General features: G+C 62.5%; 22 protein-coding genes. 18 read left to right on the forward strand and 4 right to left on the reverse strand.

The genetic code is table 11. The features are described from left to right. Position 1 precedes the first annotated feature (1 nt). The 3 genes from C4K38_RS23415 (at position 2) to C4K38_RS23425 (ending at position 2,167) form a co-directional block, all read left to right on the forward strand. Positions 2-388, forward strand: a complete 387-nt coding sequence (locus C4K38_RS23415) for a hypothetical protein (protein WP_124345318.1) — start codon at positions 2-4, stop codon at positions 386-388. Then, complete coding sequence (locus tag C4K38_RS23420; protein WP_053280398.1) at positions 385-1,170, forward strand: outer membrane protein OmpK; 786 nt, start codon at positions 385-387, stop codon at positions 1,168-1,170. Before C4K38_RS23415 ends, C4K38_RS23420 begins: the two co-directional genes overlap by 4 nt. A gap of 142 nt (positions 1,171-1,312) precedes the next feature. Next, on the forward strand, positions 1,313-2,167 hold the full coding sequence (locus tag C4K38_RS23425; RefSeq protein WP_053280399.1) for a pirin family protein: 855 nt from the start codon (positions 1,313-1,315) through the stop codon (positions 2,165-2,167). Positions 2,168-2,256: 89 nt separating this feature from the next. Here the strand turns inward: C4K38_RS23425 and C4K38_RS23430 are convergent, their stop codons facing one another. Together C4K38_RS23430 and C4K38_RS23435 are read right to left on the reverse strand one after the other, a co-directional pair. Next, complete coding sequence (locus tag C4K38_RS23430) at positions 2,257-3,429, reverse strand: patatin-like phospholipase family protein (RefSeq protein ID WP_053280400.1); 1,173 nt, start codon at positions 3,427-3,429, stop codon at positions 2,257-2,259. A 50-nt stretch (positions 3,430-3,479) separates the two neighbouring features. Continuing rightward, a complete protein-coding gene (locus C4K38_RS23435) occupies positions 3,480-4,412 on the reverse strand; it encodes a lipid A biosynthesis lauroyl acyltransferase (protein WP_053280401.1) in 933 nt (310 codons plus the stop codon). A 121-nt stretch (positions 4,413-4,533) separates the two neighbouring features. Between C4K38_RS23435 and minC the strand changes: the two genes are divergently transcribed. The 9 genes from minC to C4K38_RS23475 all read left to right on the forward strand — a co-directional run bounded on the left by minC (position 4,534) and on the right by C4K38_RS23475 (position 13,709). Beyond that, on the forward strand, positions 4,534-5,271 hold the full coding sequence (minC, locus tag C4K38_RS23440; protein ID WP_053280554.1) for a septum site-determining protein MinC: 738 nt from the start codon (positions 4,534-4,536) through the stop codon (positions 5,269-5,271). 167 nt (positions 5,272-5,438) lie between these two features. Beyond that, positions 5,439-6,251 (forward strand): septum site-determining protein MinD, encoded by an 813-nt coding sequence (gene minD / locus C4K38_RS23445; RefSeq protein WP_053280402.1) that lies wholly within the window; start codon positions 5,439-5,441, stop codon positions 6,249-6,251. Then, a complete protein-coding gene (minE, locus tag C4K38_RS23450) occupies positions 6,251-6,505 on the forward strand; it encodes a cell division topological specificity factor MinE (protein WP_007928666.1) in 255 nt (84 codons plus the stop codon). The genes minD and minE overlap by 1 nt, the downstream gene beginning before the upstream one ends. Positions 6,506-6,622: 117 nt before the next feature. Then, positions 6,623-7,258, forward strand: a complete 636-nt coding sequence (locus C4K38_RS23455; protein ID WP_007928667.1) for an RluA family pseudouridine synthase — start codon at positions 6,623-6,625, stop codon at positions 7,256-7,258. Positions 7,259-7,410: 152 nt separating this feature from the next. Next, the gene (locus C4K38_RS23460; RefSeq protein WP_053280403.1) at positions 7,411-8,247 is read left to right on the forward strand and encodes a hypothetical protein; all 837 of its coding nucleotides are present in this window, start codon (positions 7,411-7,413) and stop codon (positions 8,245-8,247) included. Between the two features lie 105 nt (positions 8,248-8,352). After that, a complete protein-coding gene (locus C4K38_RS23465; RefSeq protein ID WP_053280404.1) occupies positions 8,353-9,642 on the forward strand; it encodes a M18 family aminopeptidase in 1,290 nt (429 codons plus the stop codon). A 202-nt stretch (positions 9,643-9,844) separates the two neighbouring features. Beyond that, positions 9,845-10,021 carry a hypothetical protein gene (locus tag C4K38_RS32400; protein ID WP_007927853.1) on the forward strand — a complete coding sequence of 59 codons (177 nt, stop codon included), beginning with the start codon at positions 9,845-9,847 and terminating at the stop codon, positions 10,019-10,021. Between the two features lie 78 nt (positions 10,022-10,099). Continuing rightward, complete coding sequence (locus tag C4K38_RS23470) at positions 10,100-12,256, forward strand: mechanosensitive ion channel family protein (RefSeq protein ID WP_053280405.1); 2,157 nt, start codon at positions 10,100-10,102, stop codon at positions 12,254-12,256. A gap of 106 nt (positions 12,257-12,362) precedes the next feature. After that, positions 12,363-13,709 (forward strand): amidohydrolase, encoded by a 1,347-nt coding sequence (locus C4K38_RS23475; RefSeq protein WP_053280406.1) that lies wholly within the window; start codon positions 12,363-12,365, stop codon positions 13,707-13,709. A gap of 58 nt (positions 13,710-13,767) precedes the next feature. Here C4K38_RS23475 and phnR read toward each other — a convergent pair whose 3' ends face one another. After that, on the reverse strand, positions 13,768-14,481 hold the full coding sequence (gene phnR, locus C4K38_RS23480) for a phosphonate utilization transcriptional regulator PhnR (RefSeq protein ID WP_009050226.1): 714 nt from the start codon (positions 14,479-14,481) through the stop codon (positions 13,768-13,770). 352 nt (positions 14,482-14,833) lie between these two features. Here phnR and C4K38_RS23485 point away from each other — a divergent pair, with 352 nt between their 5' ends. The 6 genes from C4K38_RS23485 to C4K38_RS23510 all read left to right on the forward strand — a co-directional run bounded on the left by C4K38_RS23485 (position 14,834) and on the right by C4K38_RS23510 (position 20,156). Then, on the forward strand, positions 14,834-15,901 hold the full coding sequence (locus C4K38_RS23485; RefSeq protein ID WP_053280407.1) for an ABC transporter substrate-binding protein: 1,068 nt from the start codon (positions 14,834-14,836) through the stop codon (positions 15,899-15,901). Between the two features lie 127 nt (positions 15,902-16,028). Next, positions 16,029-16,835 (forward strand): alkaline phosphatase family protein, encoded by an 807-nt coding sequence (locus tag C4K38_RS23490; RefSeq protein WP_025805608.1) that lies wholly within the window; start codon positions 16,029-16,031, stop codon positions 16,833-16,835. Next, positions 16,814-17,677, forward strand: a complete 864-nt coding sequence (locus tag C4K38_RS23495; RefSeq protein ID WP_164487023.1) for an ABC transporter permease — start codon at positions 16,814-16,816, stop codon at positions 17,675-17,677. The genes C4K38_RS23490 and C4K38_RS23495 overlap by 22 nt, the downstream gene beginning before the upstream one ends. Beyond that, positions 17,664-18,464 (forward strand): ABC transporter permease, encoded by an 801-nt coding sequence (locus C4K38_RS23500; RefSeq protein WP_053280409.1) that lies wholly within the window; start codon positions 17,664-17,666, stop codon positions 18,462-18,464. The genes C4K38_RS23495 and C4K38_RS23500 overlap by 14 nt, the downstream gene beginning before the upstream one ends. Further along, on the forward strand, positions 18,461-19,465 hold the full coding sequence (locus C4K38_RS23505) for an ABC transporter ATP-binding protein (RefSeq protein ID WP_053280410.1): 1,005 nt from the start codon (positions 18,461-18,463) through the stop codon (positions 19,463-19,465). The genes C4K38_RS23500 and C4K38_RS23505 overlap by 4 nt, the downstream gene beginning before the upstream one ends. Positions 19,466-19,502: 37 nt before the next feature. Beyond that, positions 19,503-20,156, forward strand: coding sequence for an HAD family hydrolase (locus tag C4K38_RS23510; protein ID WP_023966499.1), 654 nt, complete (start codon positions 19,503-19,505; stop codon positions 20,154-20,156). Positions 20,157-20,267: 111 nt separating this feature from the next. Here C4K38_RS23510 and C4K38_RS23515 read toward each other — a convergent pair whose 3' ends face one another. Beyond that, positions 20,268-21,230 carry a zinc-binding dehydrogenase gene (locus C4K38_RS23515; protein WP_053280411.1) on the reverse strand — a complete coding sequence of 321 codons (963 nt, stop codon included), beginning with the start codon at positions 21,228-21,230 and terminating at the stop codon, positions 20,268-20,270. Positions 21,231-21,260 lie beyond the last annotated feature (30 nt).

Raw genomic sequence — 21,260 nt, forward strand, 5'->3', positions numbered from 1 at the left:
AATGGCCGGCAAACGTGCCCCAAAGTTGTTTCAAGTGCGCTATTGCAGAGCACTTGAGCAAGGCCGTGGGAGTCAGTATTCTCCGCGGCCGCCTGAATCCGGTGAAAAAAAAAGCCCGGATTTAAAACCTGACCAGAAAGCCAACTTATCCCGGCCTCTGGAAAGTACCAAGGCGTACCGATTTAAAACCGAATTCACTCTCGACCGACTGTATTCGTACAGCCGCGCGGGAGTTTTTGCGCTTTTTTTTCGCCTTGGCTCAGCTCTTGCTATCAGCAACAAAGCTGACCGATCGGATGATTTTTCAGCCACTGAAAGGTGCCACACCAGAGCACCGGCTTTTAAAGAAAAACGTAGAACCACTTACTTTTTGGGAGCAACCGAATGAACCGCATCTGTAAAGGCCTGATGCTTGCCGGATCCTTGCTGGCAGGGGCCCAGGCCAACGCCGGCGACCTGCTGCAATGGCAGAACAACAGCCTGACCTACCTCTACGGCAAAGACTTCGCGATCAATCCGGAGATCCAACAGACCGTTACCTTCGAACATGCCGATGCCTGGAAGTACGGCGACAACTTCCTGTTTATCGACAAGATCTTCTACAACGGTAAAAAGGACGGCAACGTCGGCCCGAACACCTACTACGGCGAGTTCAGCCCGCGTCTTTCGTTCGGCAAGATCTTTGATCAGAAGTTGGAGTTCGGCCCGATCAAGGATGTATTGCTGGCCATGACTTACGAGTTCGGCGAAGGCGATAACGAGTCCTACCTGATCGGTCCGGGTTTTGACCTGGCGATCCCCGGGTTCGATTACTTCCAGTTGAACTTCTACAACCGTCAGACCGAAGGCAGCCGTGCCGGCGACAATGTCTGGCAGATCACCCCGGTCTGGTCCTACACCATTCCCGTGGGCCGTTCGGACATCCTGATCGACGGTTTCATTGACTGGGTGGTGGACAACGACAAGAACTCCAAAGGCGAGTACCACGCCAACCTGCACATCAACCCGCAGATCAAGTACGACCTGGGCAAGGCGCTGAAGCTGGGCGACAAACAGTTGTATGTGGGTATCGAATACGACTACTGGAAGAACAAGTACGGGGTCAAGGACACCCCTTACTTCGACACCGACCAGAACACCGCCAGTCTGCTGCTCAAGTACCACTTCTGATGCTGTGAGCGCCGTTCCCGTGCTCGCCGCGGGAACGGATTTAATCGAATAAATCGATAGCAACGCCCCGATATTCGCAACCATCGATCAGTTGAGCTGGCATAGCATGGTGCTCATTCCAACCTGATCAGGAGTTGCATCGATGACTCAATTTCGCAAAGTACTCAGCGTCCATACCGGCCAGCCCGCTTCGGACGGCGCCGGCGTCAGACTGACCCGGGTCTTCGGTGGCCAGGGTGTCGAGCGCTTCGACCCGTTCCTGATGCTCGACGAGTTCGGCTCGGAAAACCCCGACGATTACATCGCCGGCTTTCCGCCCCACCCCCATCGCGGTTTCGAAACCGTCACCTACATGCTCGAAGGCCGCATGCGCCATGAGGATCACCTGGGCAACGTCGGCCTGCTGGAAGGCGGCGGCGTGCAGTGGATGACCGCCGCCAAGGGCATCATCCACAGCGAGATGCCGGAACAGGAAGAAGGCGTGATGCGCGGCTTCCAGCTCTGGCTGAACCTGCCGGGCAAGCACAAGCTGGACAAGGCCGGTTACCGGGACATTCAACCCCAGGACATCCCGCGCCTGACCACCGCCAACGGCGTGGAAGTGGTGGTGATCGCCGGCCACTTCGATGACGGCCAGGTGCAGCAGACCGGTGCCGTCGAACGACCGGATACCGAGCCCCACTACTTCGACCTGCGCCTGCCTGCCGGCGCCAACATCAGCCCGCGTCTGCCTGAAGGACATCGGGCCCTGCTGTATGTCTATGAAGGCCAGATCGATCTGTCCGGGCATCCGCAGCCGGTCGCCACCAGCAAACTGGTGCGCCTGTCCGACCAGGGCGAGATCCAGTTGAGCAGTGCCGATGGCGCCCGTGTGCTGTTGATCGCCGGCAAGCCCCTGGGCGAGCCGATCGTGCAGTACGGCCCGTTCGTGATGAACAGCCGGGAAGAGATCGAGCAGGCGCTGCGGGATTTTCGCGACGACAAACTGACCGCCTGAGCCGCGCGGAACCAAGCCCCTATCGCGGGCAAGCTCGCCCCTACAGAGACGGCATTACCTGTAGGAGCGAGCTTGCTCGCGATGCTTTTTCAGGTCGTCTCGACCGCGGCCGCCAACCCCAGAAACCGCCGCAGCTCGTCGCGCTTGGCCAAGGCATCGCTGCGCCCCAGTTCGATCAGTTCGCTGCAATACCCCGCCTCGAACAGCAGGTAACTCAGGACCCCGGCACCGCTGGTCTTGGTCGCCCCCGGCCCGCGCAGAAACAGGCGCAATGCCGCCGGCAGCTCTTGCCGATGACGGGCAGCGATCTCGTCGATCGGCTGGCTGGGCGCAATCACCAGCACCTCCACCGGCGCCACGCCCAGGGTACGGACGGGTGTGCCCGACGGCAGCAGATGACTGAACTGGTTGAGCCGCTGCAGGAGCTCGATATCGCTTTCCAGGCTGTCAATGAAAGTACTGTTGAGCATATGGCCGCCGATCTGCGCCAGCGTCGGCTGCTGCCCGGTGTAGCTGCGCTGCTGGGGCGCCTGCGGGTCGATGCCACGAGGGTTGCCGCTGACCCCGACCACCAGCACCCGGCTGGCCCCCAGGTGCAACGCCGGACTGATGGGCGCCGATTGCCGCACCGCGCCGTCGCCGAAAAACTCCTGGCCGATTCTCACCGGGGCAAACAGCAGTGGAATCGCCGAGCTGGCCAGCAAGTGTTCGACCGTAAGCTCCGTGGGCAGGCCGATGCGCCGATGACGCAGCCAGGCATCGATGGTGCCACCACCCTGGTAGAAGGTCACCGCCTGGCCCGACTCATAACCGAAGGCCGTGACCGCCACTGCCTTCAGGTGCTTTTGCGCGATCGCCTGACGAATACCGGACAGCTGCAGCTTATCGTTCAACAACTGCCGCAGCGGCGAGCTGTTGAGCAGCGCCACCGGCACTTGGGCGCCCAGGCCGAGCAGGCTGTGGCCGACGAACCGGGTGGCTTGGCGGATCACCCCGGGCCAGTCGCTGCGAATCACCTGATGACTGCGAAAGCCCTGCCAGAACGCCGTGAGACGCTCGATGGCCGCGGTGAAATCCAGCGCGCCGCTGGCCAGGCTGACCGCATTGATCGCCCCGGCCGAGGTCCCGACTATCACCGGGAAGGGATTGCTCGCCCCCGCCGGCAGCAACTCGGCAATCGCCGCCAGCACCCCCACCTGATACGCCGCACGAGCCCCGCCGCCGGAAAGAATCAATCCTGTGACCGGTTCCGCTGGGCTCATCGCTACACTCCATGGCGCTGATAAAGGGCTTTCAATCTAGCGCGATAATTTCAACCGCGCTTCTTATAAAGCTTCGGCTCGCCTGGCGGGCGGCTCTTGAAGCGGCGGTGCGCCCACAGATACTGCTCCGGGCACTCGCGCAGCACGCTTTCGATCCACTGGTTGATGCGCAGGCAATCGGCCTCGTCGGTCTCACCCGGGAAATCCTGCAACGGCGGGTGAATCACCAGCCGATAACCACTGCCATCGGCCAGCCGCTGCTGAGTGAAAGGCACCACCAGGGCCTTGCCCAGCCGGGCGAACTTGCTGGTGGCGGTGACCGTTGCCGCCTGGATGCCGAACAGTGGCACAAACACGCTCTGCTTGGCGCCGTAATCCTGGTCCGGTGCGTACCAGATGGCACGGCCGGCGCGCAGCAACTTGAGCATGCCGCGCACGTCTTCTCGCTCCACCGCCAGGGAATCCAGATTGTGCCGTTCGCGGCCACGACGCTGGATGAAATCGAACAGCGGGTTCTTGTGCTCGCGGTACATGCCGTCGATGGTGTGCTGCTGGCCCAGCAAGGCGGCGCCAATTTCCAAAGTCGTGAAGTGCAGGGCCATGAGGATCACGCCCTTGCCTTCCAGCTGCGCCTGCTTGAGGTACTCCAGGCCTTCGACATGGGCCAGGCGCGCCAGGCGCGGCTTGGACCACCACCAGCTCATGGCCATCTCGAAAAAGGCGATGCCGGTGGAGGCGAAGTTTTCCTTGAGCAGACGCTTGCGCTCAGCAGGGGACTTTTCGGGGAAACACAGTTCCAGGTTGCGCTTGGCGATCCGTCGGCGCTCACCGGCCACCCGGTACATCAGCGCCCCCAGGGCGCGACCGATCCACAGCAGCAGCGGATAAGGCAGCTGGACCACCAGCCATAGCAGGCCCAGGCCCAGCCACAGCGGCCAAAAACGGGGATAAAGAAATGCAGCTCGAAAACGCGGGCGATCCATTACAGATTCCGGACAGACAACAAGGTCGCGCATTCTACATCGGTTCGACCCGGCTTGCGGCCCGAGGGCGTTCTCGCTATAAGTCTCGGCACTTTTAGTGACAAGCCGCTTTATGCCGACCATGAGCCAAACCGAATCGCAAGACCTGGATCCTGTGTTCCAGTTGAAGGGCAGCATGCTGGCCATCACCGTGCTGGAACTGGCCCGCAACGACCTCGAGGGCCTCGATCGCCAACTGGCGGCGAAGGTCGCGCAAGCCCCGAATTTCTTCAGTAACGCCCCGTTGGTGCTGGCACTGGACAAACTGCCGGCCAGCGAAGGCGCCGTAGATCTGCCCGGCCTGATGCGGGTCTGCCGTCACCATGGTCTGCGCACCCTGGCGATCCGCGCCAGCCGCATCGAAGACATCGCCGCCGCAATCGCCGTCGATCTGCCCGTCCTGCCGCCCTCCGGCGCCCGGGAACGGCCGCTGGAACCGCAGGAAAACGAAGTCCGGAAGAAGCCTGAAAAGCCGCCTGAGCCGACTATCAAACCCACCCGCATCATCACTTCGCCAGTACGCGGCGGACAGCAAATCTATGCCCAGGGTGGCGATCTGGTAGTGACCTCCTCGGTCAGTCCGGGTGCGGAACTTCTGGCCGATGGCAACATCCATGTATACGGCCCGATGCGCGGTCGGGCGCTGGCCGGGGTCAAGGGCGACACCAAGGCACGGATTTTCTGTCAGCAGTTGAGCGCTGAACTGGTGTCCATCGCCGGCCAGTACAAGGTTTCCGAGGACCTGCGGCGCGATCCGCTGTGGGGTGCCGGAGTCCAGGTCAGCCTGTCGGGTGACGTGTTGAACATCACACGTCTTTAACGGATACTGCCGCATTTTCCAAGCATCTCTAAAACGTAGCGAATACGGCTCAAACGAAGTAGGAGCAGGTGTTAACCGACCTCCAGCCAAGGCTGTCCGACTGCAGTAGTTTTCAAGAGATGTTTTTCAGGGGCTAAAAAGTCCTTCTTCCTTAGGGGTGAAACACCTTGGCCAAGATTCTCGTGGTTACATCCGGCAAGGGTGGTGTGGGTAAGACCACCACCAGCGCCGCTATCGGTACCGGCCTCGCTCTGCGTGGTCACAAAACTGTCATCGTCGACTTCGACGTCGGCTTGCGTAACCTCGACCTGATCATGGGTTGCGAACGTCGCGTGGTGTATGACTTCGTCAACGTGGTCAACGGCGAAGCCAACCTGCAGCAAGCCCTGATCAAAGACAAGCGCCTGGAAAACCTCTACGTACTGGCCGCCAGTCAGACCCGCGACAAAGACGCGCTGACCCAGGAAGGCGTGGAAAAAGTGCTGATGGAGCTCAAGGAGACCTTCGAATTCGTGGTCTGCGACTCCCCGGCCGGTATCGAGAAAGGCGCCCACCTGGCCATGTACTTCGCCGACGAAGCGATTGTCGTGACCAACCCGGAAGTTTCCTCGGTACGTGACTCCGACCGCATGCTCGGTCTTCTGGCCAGCAAGTCCCGTCGCGCAGAAAGAGGCGAAGAGCCGATCCAGGAACACCTGCTGATCACCCGCTACCACCCTGAGCGTGTCGAAAAAGGGGAAATGCTCGGCGTCGAAGACGTCAAGGAAATCCTCGCAGTGCGCCTTCTCGGCGTGATTCCGGAATCCCAAGCAGTGCTCAAGGCCTCCAACCAGGGCGTGCCGGTGATTCTCGACGACCAGAGCGATGCCGGTCAGGCCTACAGCGATACCGTTGATCGCTTGCTGGGCAAGGAAAAGGAACACCGGTTCCTCAATGTCGAGAAGAAGGGATTCTTCGAGCGCCTGTTTGGAGGTAGGTAATGAACCTTTTTGACTTCTTTCGTGCCAGCAAAAAAGTAAGCACCGCGTCGGTAGCGAAAGAGCGTCTACAGATCATCGTGGCGCATGAACGCGGCCAACGCACTACCCCCGATTACTTGCCTGCCTTGCAGAAGGAACTGGTGGAAGTAATCCGCAAGTACGTCAATATCGGGTCCGATGACGTGCACGTCGCTCTGGAAAACCAGGGCAGCTGCTCGATCCTGGAACTCAATATCACCCTGCCTGATCGCTGATCGATTCGGCTGGAGCCACGGCGGCTCGATCCCTCGGTTTTTCTACAGGAGCAAGCCTGCTCCTGTAGAAGCCGGGTTGATCGAGCCGCCGTTGGCGTTTGTTACGAGGCTGTTTTAATGCCGTTGTCGAATATCCGCATCATTCACCAGGACGCCGCCGTCCTGGTGGTGGACAAACCCACCCTGCTGCTCTCCGTGCCTGGCCGGGCCGATGACAACAAGGATTGCCTGATTACCCGCCTGCAGGAAAACGGCTACCCGGAAGCCCGTATCGTCCATCGGCTGGACTGGGAAACCTCCGGCATCATCCTGCTGGCCCGCGACCCCGATACCCACCGCGAACTGTCCCGGCAATTTCACGATCGGGAAACCGAAAAAGCCTACACCGCGCTGTGCTGGGGCCAGCCGGAACTGGACAGCGGCAGCATCGACCTGCCATTGCGCTACGACCCGCCGACCAAGCCGCGGCACGTGGTGGACCACGAATTTGGCAAGAACGCCCTGACCTTCTGGCGCGTGCTGGAACGCTGCGGCGACTGGTGCCGCGTCGAGCTGACCCCGATCACCGGGCGCTCGCACCAGTTGCGGGTGCATATGCTGTCCATCGGTCATCCGCTGCTGGGCGATGGCCTGTACGCGCATCCGCAAGCGCTGGCCGCCTGGCCACGCCTGTGCCTGCACGCCAGCATGCTCAGCTTCACCCATCCGCAGAGTGGTGAACGCCTGCGCTTCGAGTGCCCGGCACCCTTCTGATCGAGAGCGGCCACCGTAGCGGGATGCCCCTCGATTGAGGGGCGACCACGGAAAAGTCCGACCACAAACAAAGATTAATCCGAATAATTTGTTATGAATTTGTGAAAAAAATATTAAAATAGTGGCTATTCGACATTAAGGCAGGAAGCCCCGTGCTCAGCAGTCAGCCATTTCAACGCGATTACCCTTTCACCTTCTGCTTTCTCAATACCACCCTGCACCTTCGCGAAAAACCTTCGGCAGACGCCTGCGCAGCCCTCGAACAACTCATCCGCCAACGTCACGCACACAAACAGACCCGCGCCAGCGCCCCCTTGGCGAGCGGCGAGACACCGCTGTTCGCCAAGGTGCAGCCCCTGGATACGCTCAAGGCGAAAGTTCGCGTCACCCTGGGCAAGCCCCAGCGCAATGGCCGCTTCGACTGGCCGCTGGAAGAGCTGATCAACACCGCCGAAGCCCAGCGACGCGGCGTACAGATGTCCGACCTTGAAGGATTCGGCTATACCCGGGACCGCCTGGGACTGGTACAGGAATACTTCATCCTTACCCGTCTGCTGGATGATTACGTCGACGGCGTACAGTGGTTGCGCAACAACCCGAACAAGATCGAGCCCTTTATCCGCGATGCGTTCGGACTGCTGCACTCCCTCGCGCAAAAGAACATCACCCACATGGATTTCTGGGCCGGCAACATCATGATCAGCCCCCAGGCTCCGCTCAAGGCCATCGACTTCGAGAACTGCTTCGCGACCATCACGCCCCATCCCAGCGAAACCCTGGGTTTTCAGCTGGGGTTCTTCTACCGTCGCGAAGTCTACAAACTGATCACCGAAGCGCAGTACGACGCGCTGGTGGAGGAATACCTCGATCAACTGCCGGGCATTTGCGCAGAGAAATTCACCGAGGTTTACCAGGCCAGCAAGCATGAATATGTGGGCCGCAAGCAGCGCCGCGAAGTATTCCTCAAAGGCAACCTGATCACCGGTTGAGCCGTTTTCCCGGCTGCGATGAATGTTGTCTCCCTCAACGGCATTGCGCCTGCAATGCCGCGAGCCGATACGGTAAACTCGCGCCACTGCTGTCTGGAGTTACTTATGCGCGAAGAGTTGAACCAGGGCCTGATCGACTTCCTCAAGGCCTCCCCTACCCCTTTCCATGCAACCGCCAGCCTCGTTCAACGCCTGGAGGCCGCAGGCTACCAGCGTCTCGACGAGCGCGAGCCATGGACCACCGAAGCCAACGGTCGCTACTACGTCACCCGCAATGACTCCTCCATCGTGGCCGTCAAGCTGGGTCGGCATTCGCCCCTGCAAGGCGGGATCCGCATGGTCGGCGCGCACACCGACAGCCCGTGCCTGCGGGTCAAGCCGCAACCGGAGCTGCAACGCCAGGGCTTCTGGCAACTGGGCGTGGAAGTCTACGGCGGCGCCTTGCTGGCGCCCTGGTTCGACCGCGACCTGTCGCTGGCCGGCCGTGTCACCTTCCGTCGCGACGGCAAGGTTGAAAGCCAGCTGATCGACTTCAAGGCGCCCATCGCGACCATCCCCAACCTGGCCATTCACCTCAATCGCGAAGCCAACCAGGGCTGGGCCATCAACGCCCAGACCGAACTGCCGCCAATCCTCGCGCAATTCGCCGGCGACGAGCGGGTCGACTTCCGCGCGGTGCTGACCGACCAGTTGGCCCGCGAACACGGCCTGAACGCCGATGTGGTGCTCGACTATGAGCTGAGCTTCTACGACACCCAAAGCGCCGCGGTGATCGGCCTGCACGGCGACTTCATCGCCGGCGCGCGCCTGGACAACCTGCTGTCCTGCTACGCCGGCCTGCAAGCCTTGCTCAACGCCGACACCGAGGAAACCTGCGTGCTGGTCTGCAACGACCACGAAGAAGTCGGCTCCTGCTCGGCCTGCGGCGCCGACGGCCCAATGCTCGAGCAGACCCTGCGCCGCCTGCTGCCCGAAGGCGACGAGTTCGTGCGCACCATCCAGAAGTCGCTGCTGGTCTCGGCCGACAACGCCCACGGCGTGCACCCCAACTACGCTGACAAGCACGATGCCAACCACGGCCCGAAACTCAACGCCGGCCCGGTGATCAAGGTCAACAGCAACCAGCGCTACGCCACCAACAGCGAAACCGCCGGTTTCTTCCGCCATCTGTGCATGGCCGAGGAAGTGCCGGTACAAAGCTTCGTGGTGCGCAGCGACATGGGCTGCGGCTCGACCATCGGCCCGATCACCGCCAGCCACCTGGGCGTGCGCACCGTGGATATCGGCCTGCCGACCTTCGCCATGCACTCGATCCGCGAACTGTGCGGCAGCCAGGACCTGGCCCATCTGGTTAAGGTCTTGAGCGCGTTCTACGCCAGCCGCGACCTGCCGTAAGCCCTCTTCTGTAGGAGCGAAGCTTGCTCGCGATGAACGATGACGCGGTCGTCCAGTACCTCCGCGTCGCCGCCATCGCGAGCAAGCTTCGCTCCTACAAGACGCGAAAATCCAGGCATCGAGGCATTTCTGATGCACATCAACCCGAACTCCACCAAAGCCACCTAGACTGGTGAGTATCCCCTCCGACAAGGCTGTCGCCATGATCTCGATGTCTTCGTTCCACGCCATGCTCATTCCCATTCTCTCCGGGATGATCCTGCTGGCCATCGGCTACAACTTCCGCGACAAGAATGCCGGCATCTTCAGCATGTGGGCCGGTATGCTGCTGATCCTCGGCACCGTGATCTACAAGATCCTCGCCAAACTCGCCGAATAAATGCGCCGTCCAGGCTCGCATTGGTATTAGCTGCCTCGTACACTCGGTCGATCCGCTTTTTCTGAGGTTGATCGCCCAGTGTTCGCTCGTCTTTCCGTTCTGCCCTACTGCCTGTTTCTCTGCCTCCTGACACTGTTGCCGCTGTCATCGGCCCAGGCGGTGGGTTTGCCGGGCCTGCTCAACAGCGGCAAAACCCAGCCACAAGCCGACCAGCCCCTGGGGCAATCGCTGGATGAAGTGATCAAGTCCCTGGAAAACGACCAGCAACGCACCCAGTTGCTGACCGACCTGAAAAAGCTCCGCGACGTCACGAAAAAAGCCCAGACACCCGCCGAAGAAGGCGTGCTCGGCCTGATCGGCGGCACCCTGTCCAGCTTCGAAAAACAGTTCTCCGGCGCCGACAGCCCGATCACCCGTTGGTCGAACGAATTCGATCAGGCCCAGGATGAACTGGCGGCCCTGATGCTGCCGGCCAGCGAATGGCTGCCGATCATCTTTGCCTTCGCCCTGATCCTGATGGTCTGGAGCCTGCTGGCGGCGGCGCTGATCTGGCTCAGCCATCGCCTGCGGGAGCGCTTCGGCCTCACCGAAGAGTTACCACAACACCCCAAGACCTGGGACCTGCTGCGCTTCGCCCTGCGCAAACTGGGCCCCTGGCTGATCGCCCTGATCATGACCGTGTACATGACCTACAAACTGCCGTCGTCCCTGGGCAAGGACCTGGCCATGGTCCTGGCTTACGCGCTGGTGGTCGGCACCTGCTTCTCGGCGATCTGCGTGATCGCCTTTTCCGTGCTGGACGGTCCGAACCGCCACCGCGCGCTGTACATCCTGCGCCGCCAGGCTTTCCGGCCGTTGTGGCTGATCGGCAGTTTCGCCGCCTTTGGCGAGGCCCTGAGCGACCCGCGGCTGATCGCCAGCCTGGGCAGCCACCTGGCGCACACCGCGGCCACCTTCGCCAATGTCATGGCGGCCCTGTCCACCGGGGTGTTCATCCTGCGCTTTCGGCGGCCGATCGCTCACCTGATCCGCAACCAGCCGCTGTCCCGCCGCCTGACCCGCCGCGCCCTGAGCGACACCATCGAGATCATCGGCACCTTCTGGTACCTGCCCGCGCTGGTGCTGGTGGCCATTTCCCTGTTCGCCACCTTCATTTCCGCCGGCGACACCAGCACCGCCCTGCGCCAGTCGCTGATCTGCACCGTGCTGCTGGTGCTGTGCATGGTGATCAACGGCCTGGTGCGCCGCCATTCCCTCAAGCCCTATCGCGGGCACAAGCGCCACGCCCTGTACTCCGAGCGCCTGAAAGGCTTCTTCTATACCCTCGCCCACCTGGTGGTGTGGCTGGTGTTCATCGAACTCGGCCTGCGGGTCTGGGGCATGTCGCTGATCCGCTTCACCGAAGGCGACGGCCACGAAATCAGCGTCAAGCTGTTCAGCCTCGGCGGCACCCTGCTGTTCGCCTGGCTGATCTGGATCCTCAGCGACACCGCGGTGCACCATGCCCTGACTCGCTCGCGCAAAGGCCTGGCCAATGCCCGGGCGCAAACCATGATGCCGCTGATCCGTAACGTGTTGTTCGTGGCGATCTTCATCATCGGCCTGATTGTCGCCCTGGCGAACATGGGCATGAACGTCACGCCGCTGCTGGCCGGTGCCGGGGTGATCGGTCTGGCCATCGGTTTTGGCGCCCAGTCGCTGGTGGCCGACCTGATCACCGGCCTGTTCATCATCATCGAGGACTCCCTGGCCATCGACGACTACGTGGACGTCGGCGGCCACCTGGGTACCGTCGAAGGCCTGACCATCCGCACCGTGCGCCTGCGGGACATCGACGGCATTGTGCACACCATCCCGTTCAGCGAAATCAAGAGCATCAAGAACTACTCCCGGGAGTTCGGCTACGCGATCTTCCGGGTGGCCATTCCGTACAACATGGACATAGACGAGGCCATCAAGCTGATGCGCGATGTCGGCCAGAAGATGCGCACCGATCCGCTGCAACGGCGCAATATCTGGTCGCCGCTGGAGTTCCAGGGGGTGGAAAGCTTCGAGTCCGGCAACGCGATTCTGCGCGCCCGCTTCAAGACCGCGCCGATCAAGCAATGGGAGGTGTCACGGGCTTTCAACCTGTCCCTCAAGCGTCACCTCGACGAAGCCGGAATGGACCTGGCCACGCCACGCATGAGCGTGCAAGTGATCACCGCTGGCGGCGGGCCCCAGCAAGAGGAGTAAGGCATCCGGCTGCGCATCGGCAAGGGCGCGGCCGCACTCTCCACGGCTGGGGCGGTCACAGGTTTTGGCAACTGAACCACAACAATAATCATGGAGAGATTCCCCTATGCAGCTATCCGCTATCGCCCAAGCCTGCCTGATCGGCGTCCTGGCCTTGTCCAGCCAGGCCGCCAACGCTGTCGACGACAGCGCCATGGAACAGGCCCGCAAACACATCGCCGAACAGGCCAAGGCCCTGGAGCCGGCTCTGCTGGAAACCCGTCGCGATATCCACGCCCACCCCGAACTCGGTAACACCGAACACCGCACCGCCGAGCTGGTGGCCACGCAATTGCGCGCCCTGGGCCTGGAGGTCAAGACCGGCGTCGCCCGCACCGGCGTGGTGGCGGTGCTCAAGGGCGCCCTACCCGGCCCGACCGTGGCCCTGCGCGCCGACATGGACGCGCTGCCGGTCAAGGAAGTCGCGGACCTGCCGTTCGCCTCCAAGGCCAAGGGGCGCTACCTGGACAAGGAGGTGGACGTCATGCACGCCTGCGGCCACGACGCCCACACCGCCATCCTGCTGAGCACGGCGAAAATCCTCAGCGACATGCGCGAGCGCTTGCCCGGCACCGTGGTGTTCTATTTCCAGCCCGCCGAAGAAGGGCCGAGCGATTTCGTCCCCGACGGCAAGAACACCTGGGGCGCGAAGATGATGGTGCAGGAAGGCGTGATGCAATCGCCCAAGCCGGACGCGGTGTTCGGCCTGCATGTCTGGGCCGGGATTCCGGCCGGACGCATCGCCTATCGCCCGGGCCCGACCCTGGCCAGCTCCGACGACCTGCGCATCAGGATCCTCGGCAAACAGACCCACGCCGGCCGCCCCTGGGACGGCATCGACCCGATCACGGTCGGCGCCCAGACCGTGGTCGGGCTGCAGACCGTGGTCAGCCGCCGCACCGATATCTCGTCGTTCCCCTCGGTGGTCAGCATCGGCACCATCAACGGCGGCACGCGCTACAACATCATCCCCGAGTCACTGGACATGACTGGCACCATTCGCTCCTACGACTACGGCATTCGCCAGAAGCTGCACAGCGATGTGCGCCAGACCGTGGAAAAGATCGCCGAAAGTGGCGGTGCCAAGGCCGAGGTGACTATCATCGAGAAGTACGACCCGACCATCAACGACCCGGCGCTGACCGAGAAGATGCTGCCGAGCCTGCGCTGGGCGGCCAAGGACGATGTGGTGCAGGGCCCGTTGGTGGGGGGCGCGGAAGACTTTTCCTTCTATGCCAAGGAGGCGCCGGGGCTGTTCGTGTTTCTCGGTGTGACGCCGCGGGACCAGGACATGGCCAAGGCCGCACCGAACCACAACCCGGGGTTCTTTGTCGATGAGTCGGCGTTGCTGGTGGGCGTGCGCACCCTGGCGTCATTGGCCACCGATTATCTGTTCGCCGGGGCCAAACCCTAAGGATTGAAACGCCCCTGGCATCATCACGAGCAAGCCCGCTCATGCAACGGGAGCGGGCTCAGACCACATCGACGCCGACATGGATCGCGTCGTGGCGCCAGAACTCCAGGTCGCAGTCGATCAGGCGCTGGTGCTGGTCGTAATTGACCCGGGCGATCCGCAGCCCGGGACTGCCGGCCGACACCTTCAGCGCCGCCGCGGCTTCCACCGGCAAGGAGGTCGGCACGATCTCGAAACGCACCCGGCCGTAATGCAGGTCGTAGTGCCGCGCGTACAGCTCGGTGATCGACTGGTTCAGGTCGAACTCGAGGATGCCCGGGAAGTACTGCGGATTGAGGTAGTGCTCCACATACAGCACCAGGCGCTCGTCGATGCGCCGTACCCGACGGATCTGGATCACGCTGGACAACGCCGGCAGCTGCAGCCAGGCACAGACCGCCGCTGAAGCCGGTTGCAGGCGCGCCGAAATCATCTCGGTCGATGGCACCCGCCCCTGGGCGCTGACCATCGCGTGAAAGTGGCTGCGCTGCATCAGGTTGTAGGCCAGGCGCGGTGGCGAGACGAACCAGCCGCGCCGCTCCTCGCGATAGATCTGGCCCTGGGCCTCCAGCTGCAACAAGGCTTCGCGCACGGTAATCCGGGTAGTACCGAACAACTCGCTGAGCTTGCGCTCGGCCGGCAGCTTGCTACCGGGCGCCAACAACCCGTGATCGATCTGTTCCTGCAGGACCTGCCCAATGGCTGTCACCGCCTTGACTGCCTCTTCGCGCATCAACGTTACCTATCTGGACTAGACCAGCACTGTTTCAGGGCAAAACGTGCCTGGAAAAAAGGCCCTCAGCCTTCACCGAGAGCCTAGGCACTGCATATGACTGACAGATGACAAAGCCGCCGAACGGCTGAGCCAGCGACCTGCAATTGGCTGGCCAAGTCCTTTCATATCAGCCGTTTAGCCTTGGTCTACGCTTATCTCGCAGCCCCGCGCCTGCCGCCCGCGAATGCCTTGCAGGACTGATGCCGACATCAAAGTGTCATCCAGCCGGCTTAAATTGGCTCAGGTATTGCTGACCTAGACCAACAACGTTAGACAAACGCAGCGTTGAACACGCCCAAAGGAGCTTCGGATGAAACAGCTTTTCCTGGCATCACTGTTAGGCTCGACCATCGCCATGTGCACCGCCGCCATGGCCGCTGATACCGACTTGAAGACCCTGGAAGCCGCGGCGAAAGCCGAAGGCGCCGTCAACAGCGTCGGCATGCCCGACGACTGGGCCAACTGGAAAGGGACCTGGGAAGACCTGGCCAAGAACTACGGCCTCAAGCACATCGACACCGACATGAGCTCGGCCCAGGAGATCGCCAAGTTCGCCGCCGAGAAAGACAACGCCAGTGCGGACATCGGCGACGTCGGCGCGGCCTTCGGCCCGATCGCGGTCAAGCAGGGCGTGGTCCAGCCTTACAAGCCAAGCACCTGGGCACAGGTCCCGGACTGGGCCAAGGACAAGGACGGCAACTGGGCGCTGGCCTACACCGGCACCATCGCCTTCATCATCAACAAGAAGCTGCTGCACGGCTCCGAGGCGCCGAAAAGCTGGGCCGACCTGGAGAAAGGCAAATACAAGGTCTCCATCGGCGACGTGAGCACCGCGGCCCAGGCTGCCAACGGCGTACTGGCCGCGGCCATCGCCAAGGGCGGCGACGAAAAGAACCTCCAGCCCGCGCTGCTGATGTTCGCCGAGATCGCCAAGCAAGGCCGCCTGTCGCTGGCCAACCCGACCATCGCCACCATGGAAAAGGGTGAAGTGGAAGTCGGTGTGGTCTGGGACTTCAACGGCCTGAGCTACCGCAACAAGATGGTCAACAAGGACGACTACATCGTGCTGATCCCGTCGGACGGCTCGGTGATCTCCGGCTACACCACTATCATCAACAAATACGCCAAGCACCCGAACGCGGCCAAGCTGACCCGTGAATACATCTTCAGCGATGCCGGGCAGATCAACCTGGCGCGCGGCAATGCGCGTCCGATCCGCGCCGAGCACCTGACCCTGCCCGCCGAAGTCCAGGCCAACCTGCTGCCCAACGAGCAGTACAAGAAAGTCACGCCGATCAAGGACGCCGACGCCTGGGAGAAGACCTCCAAGGCCCTGCCACAGAAATGGCAGGAAGAAGTGATCATCAACATGCAGTAATGCTGCATCTGTAGGAGCGAGGCTTGCCCGCGATGCAGGCACTGCGGTCTGTCTTAAACCGCAGTGAAGCCATCGCGGGCAAGCTCCGCTCCTACAGGGCTGTTCTGCCTTGCGGAGTCCTCGCCCCATGTCACACAACGTCATCCTTGTCGTGCTCGACGGCCTCAACCACGAGGTCGCCCGCCATGCCATGGGACACCTTCAGGCCTATGTCGGCGCAGGACGCGCAGCGCTGTACAAGCTGGAATGTGAACTACCGGCCCTGTCCCGACCGCTCTACGAATGCATCCTGACCGGGGTGCCGCCGCTGGACAGCGGCATCGTGCACAACAACGTCTCGCGCCTGTCCAACCAGCGCAGCATTTTCCACTATGCCAGCGCCGCCGGGCTCAGTACCGCCGCCGCGGCCTATCACTGGATCAGCGAGCTGTACAACCGCTCGCCGTTCGAGCCGGCCCGGGACCGGCATACCGACAACAAGAAGCTGCCGATCCAGCACGGGCACTTCTACTGGAACGACCACTACCCCGATTCCCATCTGTTCGCCGATGCCGAACACCTGCGGCTACGCCATGCGCCGAACTTTCTGCTGGTGCACCCGATGAACATCGACGACGCCGGGCACAAGCACGGCCTCGACACCCCGCAGTACCGCAACAGCGCACGCACGGCCGACATCATCCTCGCCGACTATCTGCAAGGCTGGCTCGACGCCGGCTACCAGGTGCTGGTGACGGCCGACCATGGCATGAACAACGACCGCTCGCACAACGGCCTGCTGCCCGAGGAACGGGAAGTGCCGCTGTTCGTCCTCGGCGATGCGTTCAGCTTCAGCCCTGTCGCCACGCCGGATCAGACCGAGCTGTGCGGCACCATCTGCGAATTGCTCGGCGTGCCCCACGACAAACCTGTATGCCGGGAGTTGCTGAAGTGAATGCATTCACCCGCGGCAAATGGCTGGCGATCCTGTGCCTCTTGCCCTTTGCCCTGTTCTTCATCGTGTTCCAGATCGCCCCGCTGCTCTGGGTGCTGGTCAACAGCCTGCAATCGGAAGAGTTCGGCTGGGGCCTGGCCAACTTCAACAAGATCTTCAGTTCCAGGTTCTATCTGCAGGCCATCCAGTACAGCCTGGAGATCAGCTTCTGGTCGAGCCTGTTCGGTATCGTCATCGCGATACTCGGCAGCTACTCGCTGCGCCGGGTCGACTCGAAGCTGCGCAACTTCGTCAACGCCTTCGCCAACATGACCAGCAACTTCGCCGGCGTGCCCCTGGCGTTCGCCTTCATCATCCTGCTGGGCTTCAACGGCAGCATCACCATCATGCTCAAGCAGGCGGGGATCATTCAGGACTTCAACCTGTACTCCAAGACCGGCCTGATCATCCTCTACACCTACTTCCAGATCCCCCTGGGCGTGCTGCTGCTCTACCCGGCCTTCGACGCCCTGCGTGAAGACTGGCGCGAATCCGCGGCATTGCTCGGCGCCAGTGGCTGGCAGTTCTGGCGCTACATAGGCCTGCCGGTGCTGACCCCGGCGCTGCTGGGGACCTTCGTGATCCTGCTGGCCAATGCCCTGGGCGCCTATGCCACGGTCTATGCGCTGACCACCGGCAACTTCAACGTGCTGCCGATCCGCATCGCCGCCATGGTTTCCGGCGACATCTCCCTGGACCCGAACATGGCCAGCGCCCTGGCCGTGGTCCTGGTGGCGCTGATGACCCTGGTGACCATCGTCCATCAGCTGCTGTTGAAGAGGAGCTACCATGTCTCGCGCTGAACCTGGCTCCGCTGCCCTCTATCACCGAATCGTGGTGTACCTGCTGTTCGCCATCCTCCTGCTGCCGCTGGCCGGGACCCTGATCTACTCCATCGCCAGCAGCTGGTCGGCGACCATCCTGCCCAGCGGCTTTACCTTCAAGTGGTACATCCAGCTGTGGAGCGACCCGCGCTTCCTGAGTGCCTTCGGCCAGTCGCTGCTGGTCTGCGTCGGTGCCCTGATCCTGTCGGTGGTGCTGATCCTGCCGCTGCTGTTCGTGGTGCACTACCACTTCCCGCGGCTCGACGCGCTGATGAACATCCTGATCCTGTTGCCGTTCGCGGTGCCGCCGGTGGTGTCCTCGGTGGGCCTGCTGCAACTCTATGGTTCAGGACCCTTCGCCATGGTCGGCACGCCGTGGATCCTCGTCGGCTGCTACTTCACCGTGGCCCTGCCCTTCATGTACCGGGCGATCACCAACAACCTGCAGGCGATCAACCTGCGCGACCTGATGGACGCCGCCCAGCTGCTGGGCGCCAGCACCTGGCAGGCGGCCTTCCTGGTGGTGCTGCCGAACCTGCGCAAGGGCCTGATGGTGGCCCTGCTGCTGTCGTTCTCGTTCCTGTTCGGCGAGTTCGTGTTCGCCAACATCCTGGTGGGCACCCGCTACGAAACCCTGCAGGTCTACCTGAACAACATGCGCAACAGCAGCGGCCACTTCACCAGCGCGCTGGTGATTTCCTACTTCTTCTTTGTGCTGGTTCTGACCTGGGCCGCCAACATCTTGAACAAGGACAAAAGCCAATGAGCTTCGTCAGCGTCCAACACCTGCAGAAAAGCTACTCTCCATCAGGGCATGTTGGCACCCCGGTGTTCAGCGACATCAACTGCGAAATCCACAAGGGCGAATTCGTCACCCTGCTCGGCCCGTCCGGCTGCGGCAAGTCCACCCTGCTGCGCTGCATCGCCGGCCTGACTCCGGTGGACGCCGGCAAGATCCTCCTCGACGGCCACGACATAGTGCCCCTGAGCCCGCAGAAACGCGGGATCGGCATGGTGTTCCAGAGCTATGCGCTGTTCCCCAACATGACTGTGGAGCAGAACGTGGCCTTCGGCCTGCGCATGCAGAAGGTCAACACCGACGAGAGCCGCAAGCGCGTGCTCGAAGTCCTGCGCCTGGTGGAACTGCACGACTTCGCCAGCCGCTATCCCCATCAACTGTCCGGGGGCCAGTGCCAGCGCGTGGCCCTGGCCCGCTCGCTGGTGACCCGTCCGCGCCTGTTGCTGCTGGACGAGCCGCTGTCGGCGCTGGACGCACGGATCCGCAAGCACCTGCGCGAGCAGATCCGGCAGATCCAGCGCGAACTGGGGCTGACCACGATTTTCGTCACCCATGACCAGGAAGAAGCCCTGACCATGTCGGACCGCATCTTCCTGATGAACCAGGGCAAGATCGTCCAGAGCGGCGACGCCGAGACGCTCTACACCGCACCGGTGGATGTGTTCGCCGCTGGCTTCATCGGCAACTACAACCTGCTGGACGCCGAAAGCGCCAGCAAGCTGCTGCAGCGGCCGATCAACGGGCGTATCGCGATTCGCCCCGAAGCCATCGAACTGCGCAAGGACGGCGAACCCGACGCGCGGATCCGCAGCCACAGCCTGCTGGGCAACGTGATCCGCTACCGGGTCGAAGCCCGTGGCGTGGAACTGGTGGTGGATGTGTTGAACCGCTCGCCGGACGACCTGCACCCCGACGGTCAACGCCTGGCACTATCCATCGATCCCACGGCCCTCTGTGAGGTAGCCTGATGACTTTGACGCAGACGATTAAGAGAGAGCGGTACTAATGGCCCTGGCAATTTTTGATCTGGACGAGACCCTGATCCACGGCGACTGCGCCACCCTCTGGAGCGAACAGATGGGGCGCCTGGGCTGGGTCGACAGCGAGTCTTTCATGCGCCGCAACAATGAGCTGATGGACGCCTACAGCCACGGCAAGCTGGCCATGGAGGAGTTCATGGCCTTCAGCCTGGAGCCGATGGCCGGCCGTACCCCGGAAGAGGTCGGGCACCTGGTCGGCCCCTGGGTCGAGGACGTGATCGAGCCGATCATTTTCAGCGACGCCTGCAAGGCCATCGCCGCGCACCGCAAGGCCGGCGACCGGATCCTGGTGATCTCGGCCTCGGGCACCCATCTGGTCCAGCCCATTGCCGAACGCCTGGGCATCGACGAAGTCCTGGGGATCGAGCTGGAGGTGCTGCACGGGGTCTACAGCGGCAATACCCTGGGCACCCTGACCTACCGCGAAGGCAAGGTCACCCGCCTGCTGGAATGGCTGGATGCCGAAGAAGAAAACCTCGAAGGCGCGAGCTTCTATTCCGATTCGCGCAACGACCTGCCGCTGCTGCTGAAGGTCGACTACCCGCACGTGGTCAACCCGGACCCGGTGCTGCGCGAACACGCGGAAAAGGCCGGCTGGCCGATCCACCACTGGAAATAAACGCCTCTGTAGCCGCTGCCGAAGGCTGCGATCGCCCACAACGTGGGCGCAAGATCTGAAGATCGCCGAAGCCCTTCGGGCTTATCGCAGCCTGCGGCAGCGGCTACAGGATCAGATCAACGTCTCGTCGATCAGCAGCACCAGCTTGCCCGACACCTGGTTGGTCGCCAGCTCGGCAAAGGCCGCTTCGGCGTCCTTGATCGGGAAGGTCATGGCCAACTGCGGGCTCAAGCGCCCTTCGGCGAACAGCGGCCAGACATGCTGGCTGAGGTCGCTGAACAGATCGGCCTTGAACTGCTCGTTGCGGCTGCGCAGGGTCGAACCCAGCAACTGAATGCGCTTGCCGAGGATCTGCGCCAGGTCCAACTGGGCCTCGCGCCCGCCCATCAGCCCGATCAGCACCCAGCGCCCGTCCAGGGCCAGCAGCTTGACGTTGTGCGCGGCATAGTTGGCGCCGACCGGATCCAGGATCACATCGAACGGCCCGAAATCCCGCAGCCCTTCCAGGCCGTCGGTGCGCACCACGCCGCCCTGGGCGCCCAGCGCTTCACAGTAGGCCAGGCGGTCGGCGGAACCGACGCTGACCCAGCACGGGTTGCCAAACGCCTTGCACAACTGGATCGCCGCCGAACCGACGCCACTGGCGCCAGCGTGCAGCAGGACCTTTTCCCCCGGTTTGAGGGCCGCCAGCTGGAACAGGTTCAGCCAGGCGGTGCTGTACACCTCAGGCAACGCCGCCGCTTCCGCCAGGGACAGCCCTTCCGGCACCGGCAGGACATGACGGGCATCGACCACCACTTCCTCGGCCATGCCACCACCGGCCAGCAGCGCGCAGACCCGATCGCCGACCTGCCACGCAGAGCCCGGGCCGACCTCGCTGATCACGCCCGAGCACTCCAGCCCCAGCACCTTGCTGGCGCCCGGTGGCGGTGGATAGAGCCCGGCCCGTTGCAACAGGTCGGCCCGGTTCAGTCCCGCAGCTGCCACGCGGATTCGCACTTGTCCTACGTCGCACGTCGGACTCGGCTCTTCAACCCACTCCACATGACCTTCAACGCCTTGCAATGCTTTCACAGTGCCTCCATAGTGAGTCTGGACTGAGCC

Origin of the sequence: Pseudomonas chlororaphis subsp. piscium, assembly GCF_003850345.1 — a bacterium.
GTDB lineage: Bacteria > Pseudomonadota > Gammaproteobacteria > Pseudomonadales > Pseudomonadaceae > Aquipseudomonas > Aquipseudomonas piscium.

Excerpts from the sequence above, each read along its gene's own strand:
- C4K38_RS23415 (WP_124345318.1), top strand. The coding sequence starts at position 2 with ATGGCCGGCAAACGTGCCCCAAAGTTGTTTCAAGTGCGCTATTGCAGA.
- C4K38_RS23420 (WP_053280398.1), top strand. The coding sequence starts at position 385 with ATGAACCGCATCTGTAAAGGCCTGATGCTTGCCGGATCCTTGCTGGCA.
- C4K38_RS23425 (WP_053280399.1), top strand. The coding sequence starts at position 1,313 with ATGACTCAATTTCGCAAAGTACTCAGCGTCCATACCGGCCAGCCCGCT.
- C4K38_RS23430 (WP_053280400.1), bottom strand. The coding sequence starts at position 3,429 with ATGAGCCCAGCGGAACCGGTCACAGGATTGATTCTTTCCGGCGGCGGG.
- C4K38_RS23435 (WP_053280401.1), bottom strand. The coding sequence starts at position 4,412 with ATGGATCGCCCGCGTTTTCGAGCTGCATTTCTTTATCCCCGTTTTTGG.
- minC (WP_053280554.1), top strand. The coding sequence starts at position 4,534 with ATGAGCCAAACCGAATCGCAAGACCTGGATCCTGTGTTCCAGTTGAAG.
- minE (WP_007928666.1), top strand. The coding sequence starts at position 6,251 with ATGAACCTTTTTGACTTCTTTCGTGCCAGCAAAAAAGTAAGCACCGCG.
- C4K38_RS23455 (WP_007928667.1), top strand. The coding sequence starts at position 6,623 with ATGCCGTTGTCGAATATCCGCATCATTCACCAGGACGCCGCCGTCCTG.
- C4K38_RS23465 (WP_053280404.1), top strand. The coding sequence starts at position 8,353 with ATGCGCGAAGAGTTGAACCAGGGCCTGATCGACTTCCTCAAGGCCTCC.
- C4K38_RS32400 (WP_007927853.1), top strand. The coding sequence starts at position 9,845 with ATGATCTCGATGTCTTCGTTCCACGCCATGCTCATTCCCATTCTCTCC.
- C4K38_RS23475 (WP_053280406.1), top strand. The coding sequence starts at position 12,363 with ATGCAGCTATCCGCTATCGCCCAAGCCTGCCTGATCGGCGTCCTGGCC.
- phnR (WP_009050226.1), bottom strand. The coding sequence starts at position 14,481 with ATGCGCGAAGAGGCAGTCAAGGCGGTGACAGCCATTGGGCAGGTCCTG.
- C4K38_RS23485 (WP_053280407.1), top strand. The coding sequence starts at position 14,834 with ATGAAACAGCTTTTCCTGGCATCACTGTTAGGCTCGACCATCGCCATG.
- C4K38_RS23490 (WP_025805608.1), top strand. The coding sequence starts at position 16,029 with ATGTCACACAACGTCATCCTTGTCGTGCTCGACGGCCTCAACCACGAG.
- C4K38_RS23495 (WP_164487023.1), top strand. The coding sequence starts at position 16,814 with ATGCCGGGAGTTGCTGAAGTGAATGCATTCACCCGCGGCAAATGGCTG.
- C4K38_RS23500 (WP_053280409.1), top strand. The coding sequence starts at position 17,664 with ATGTCTCGCGCTGAACCTGGCTCCGCTGCCCTCTATCACCGAATCGTG.
- C4K38_RS23505 (WP_053280410.1), top strand. The coding sequence starts at position 18,461 with ATGAGCTTCGTCAGCGTCCAACACCTGCAGAAAAGCTACTCTCCATCA.
- C4K38_RS23510 (WP_023966499.1), top strand. The coding sequence starts at position 19,503 with ATGGCCCTGGCAATTTTTGATCTGGACGAGACCCTGATCCACGGCGAC.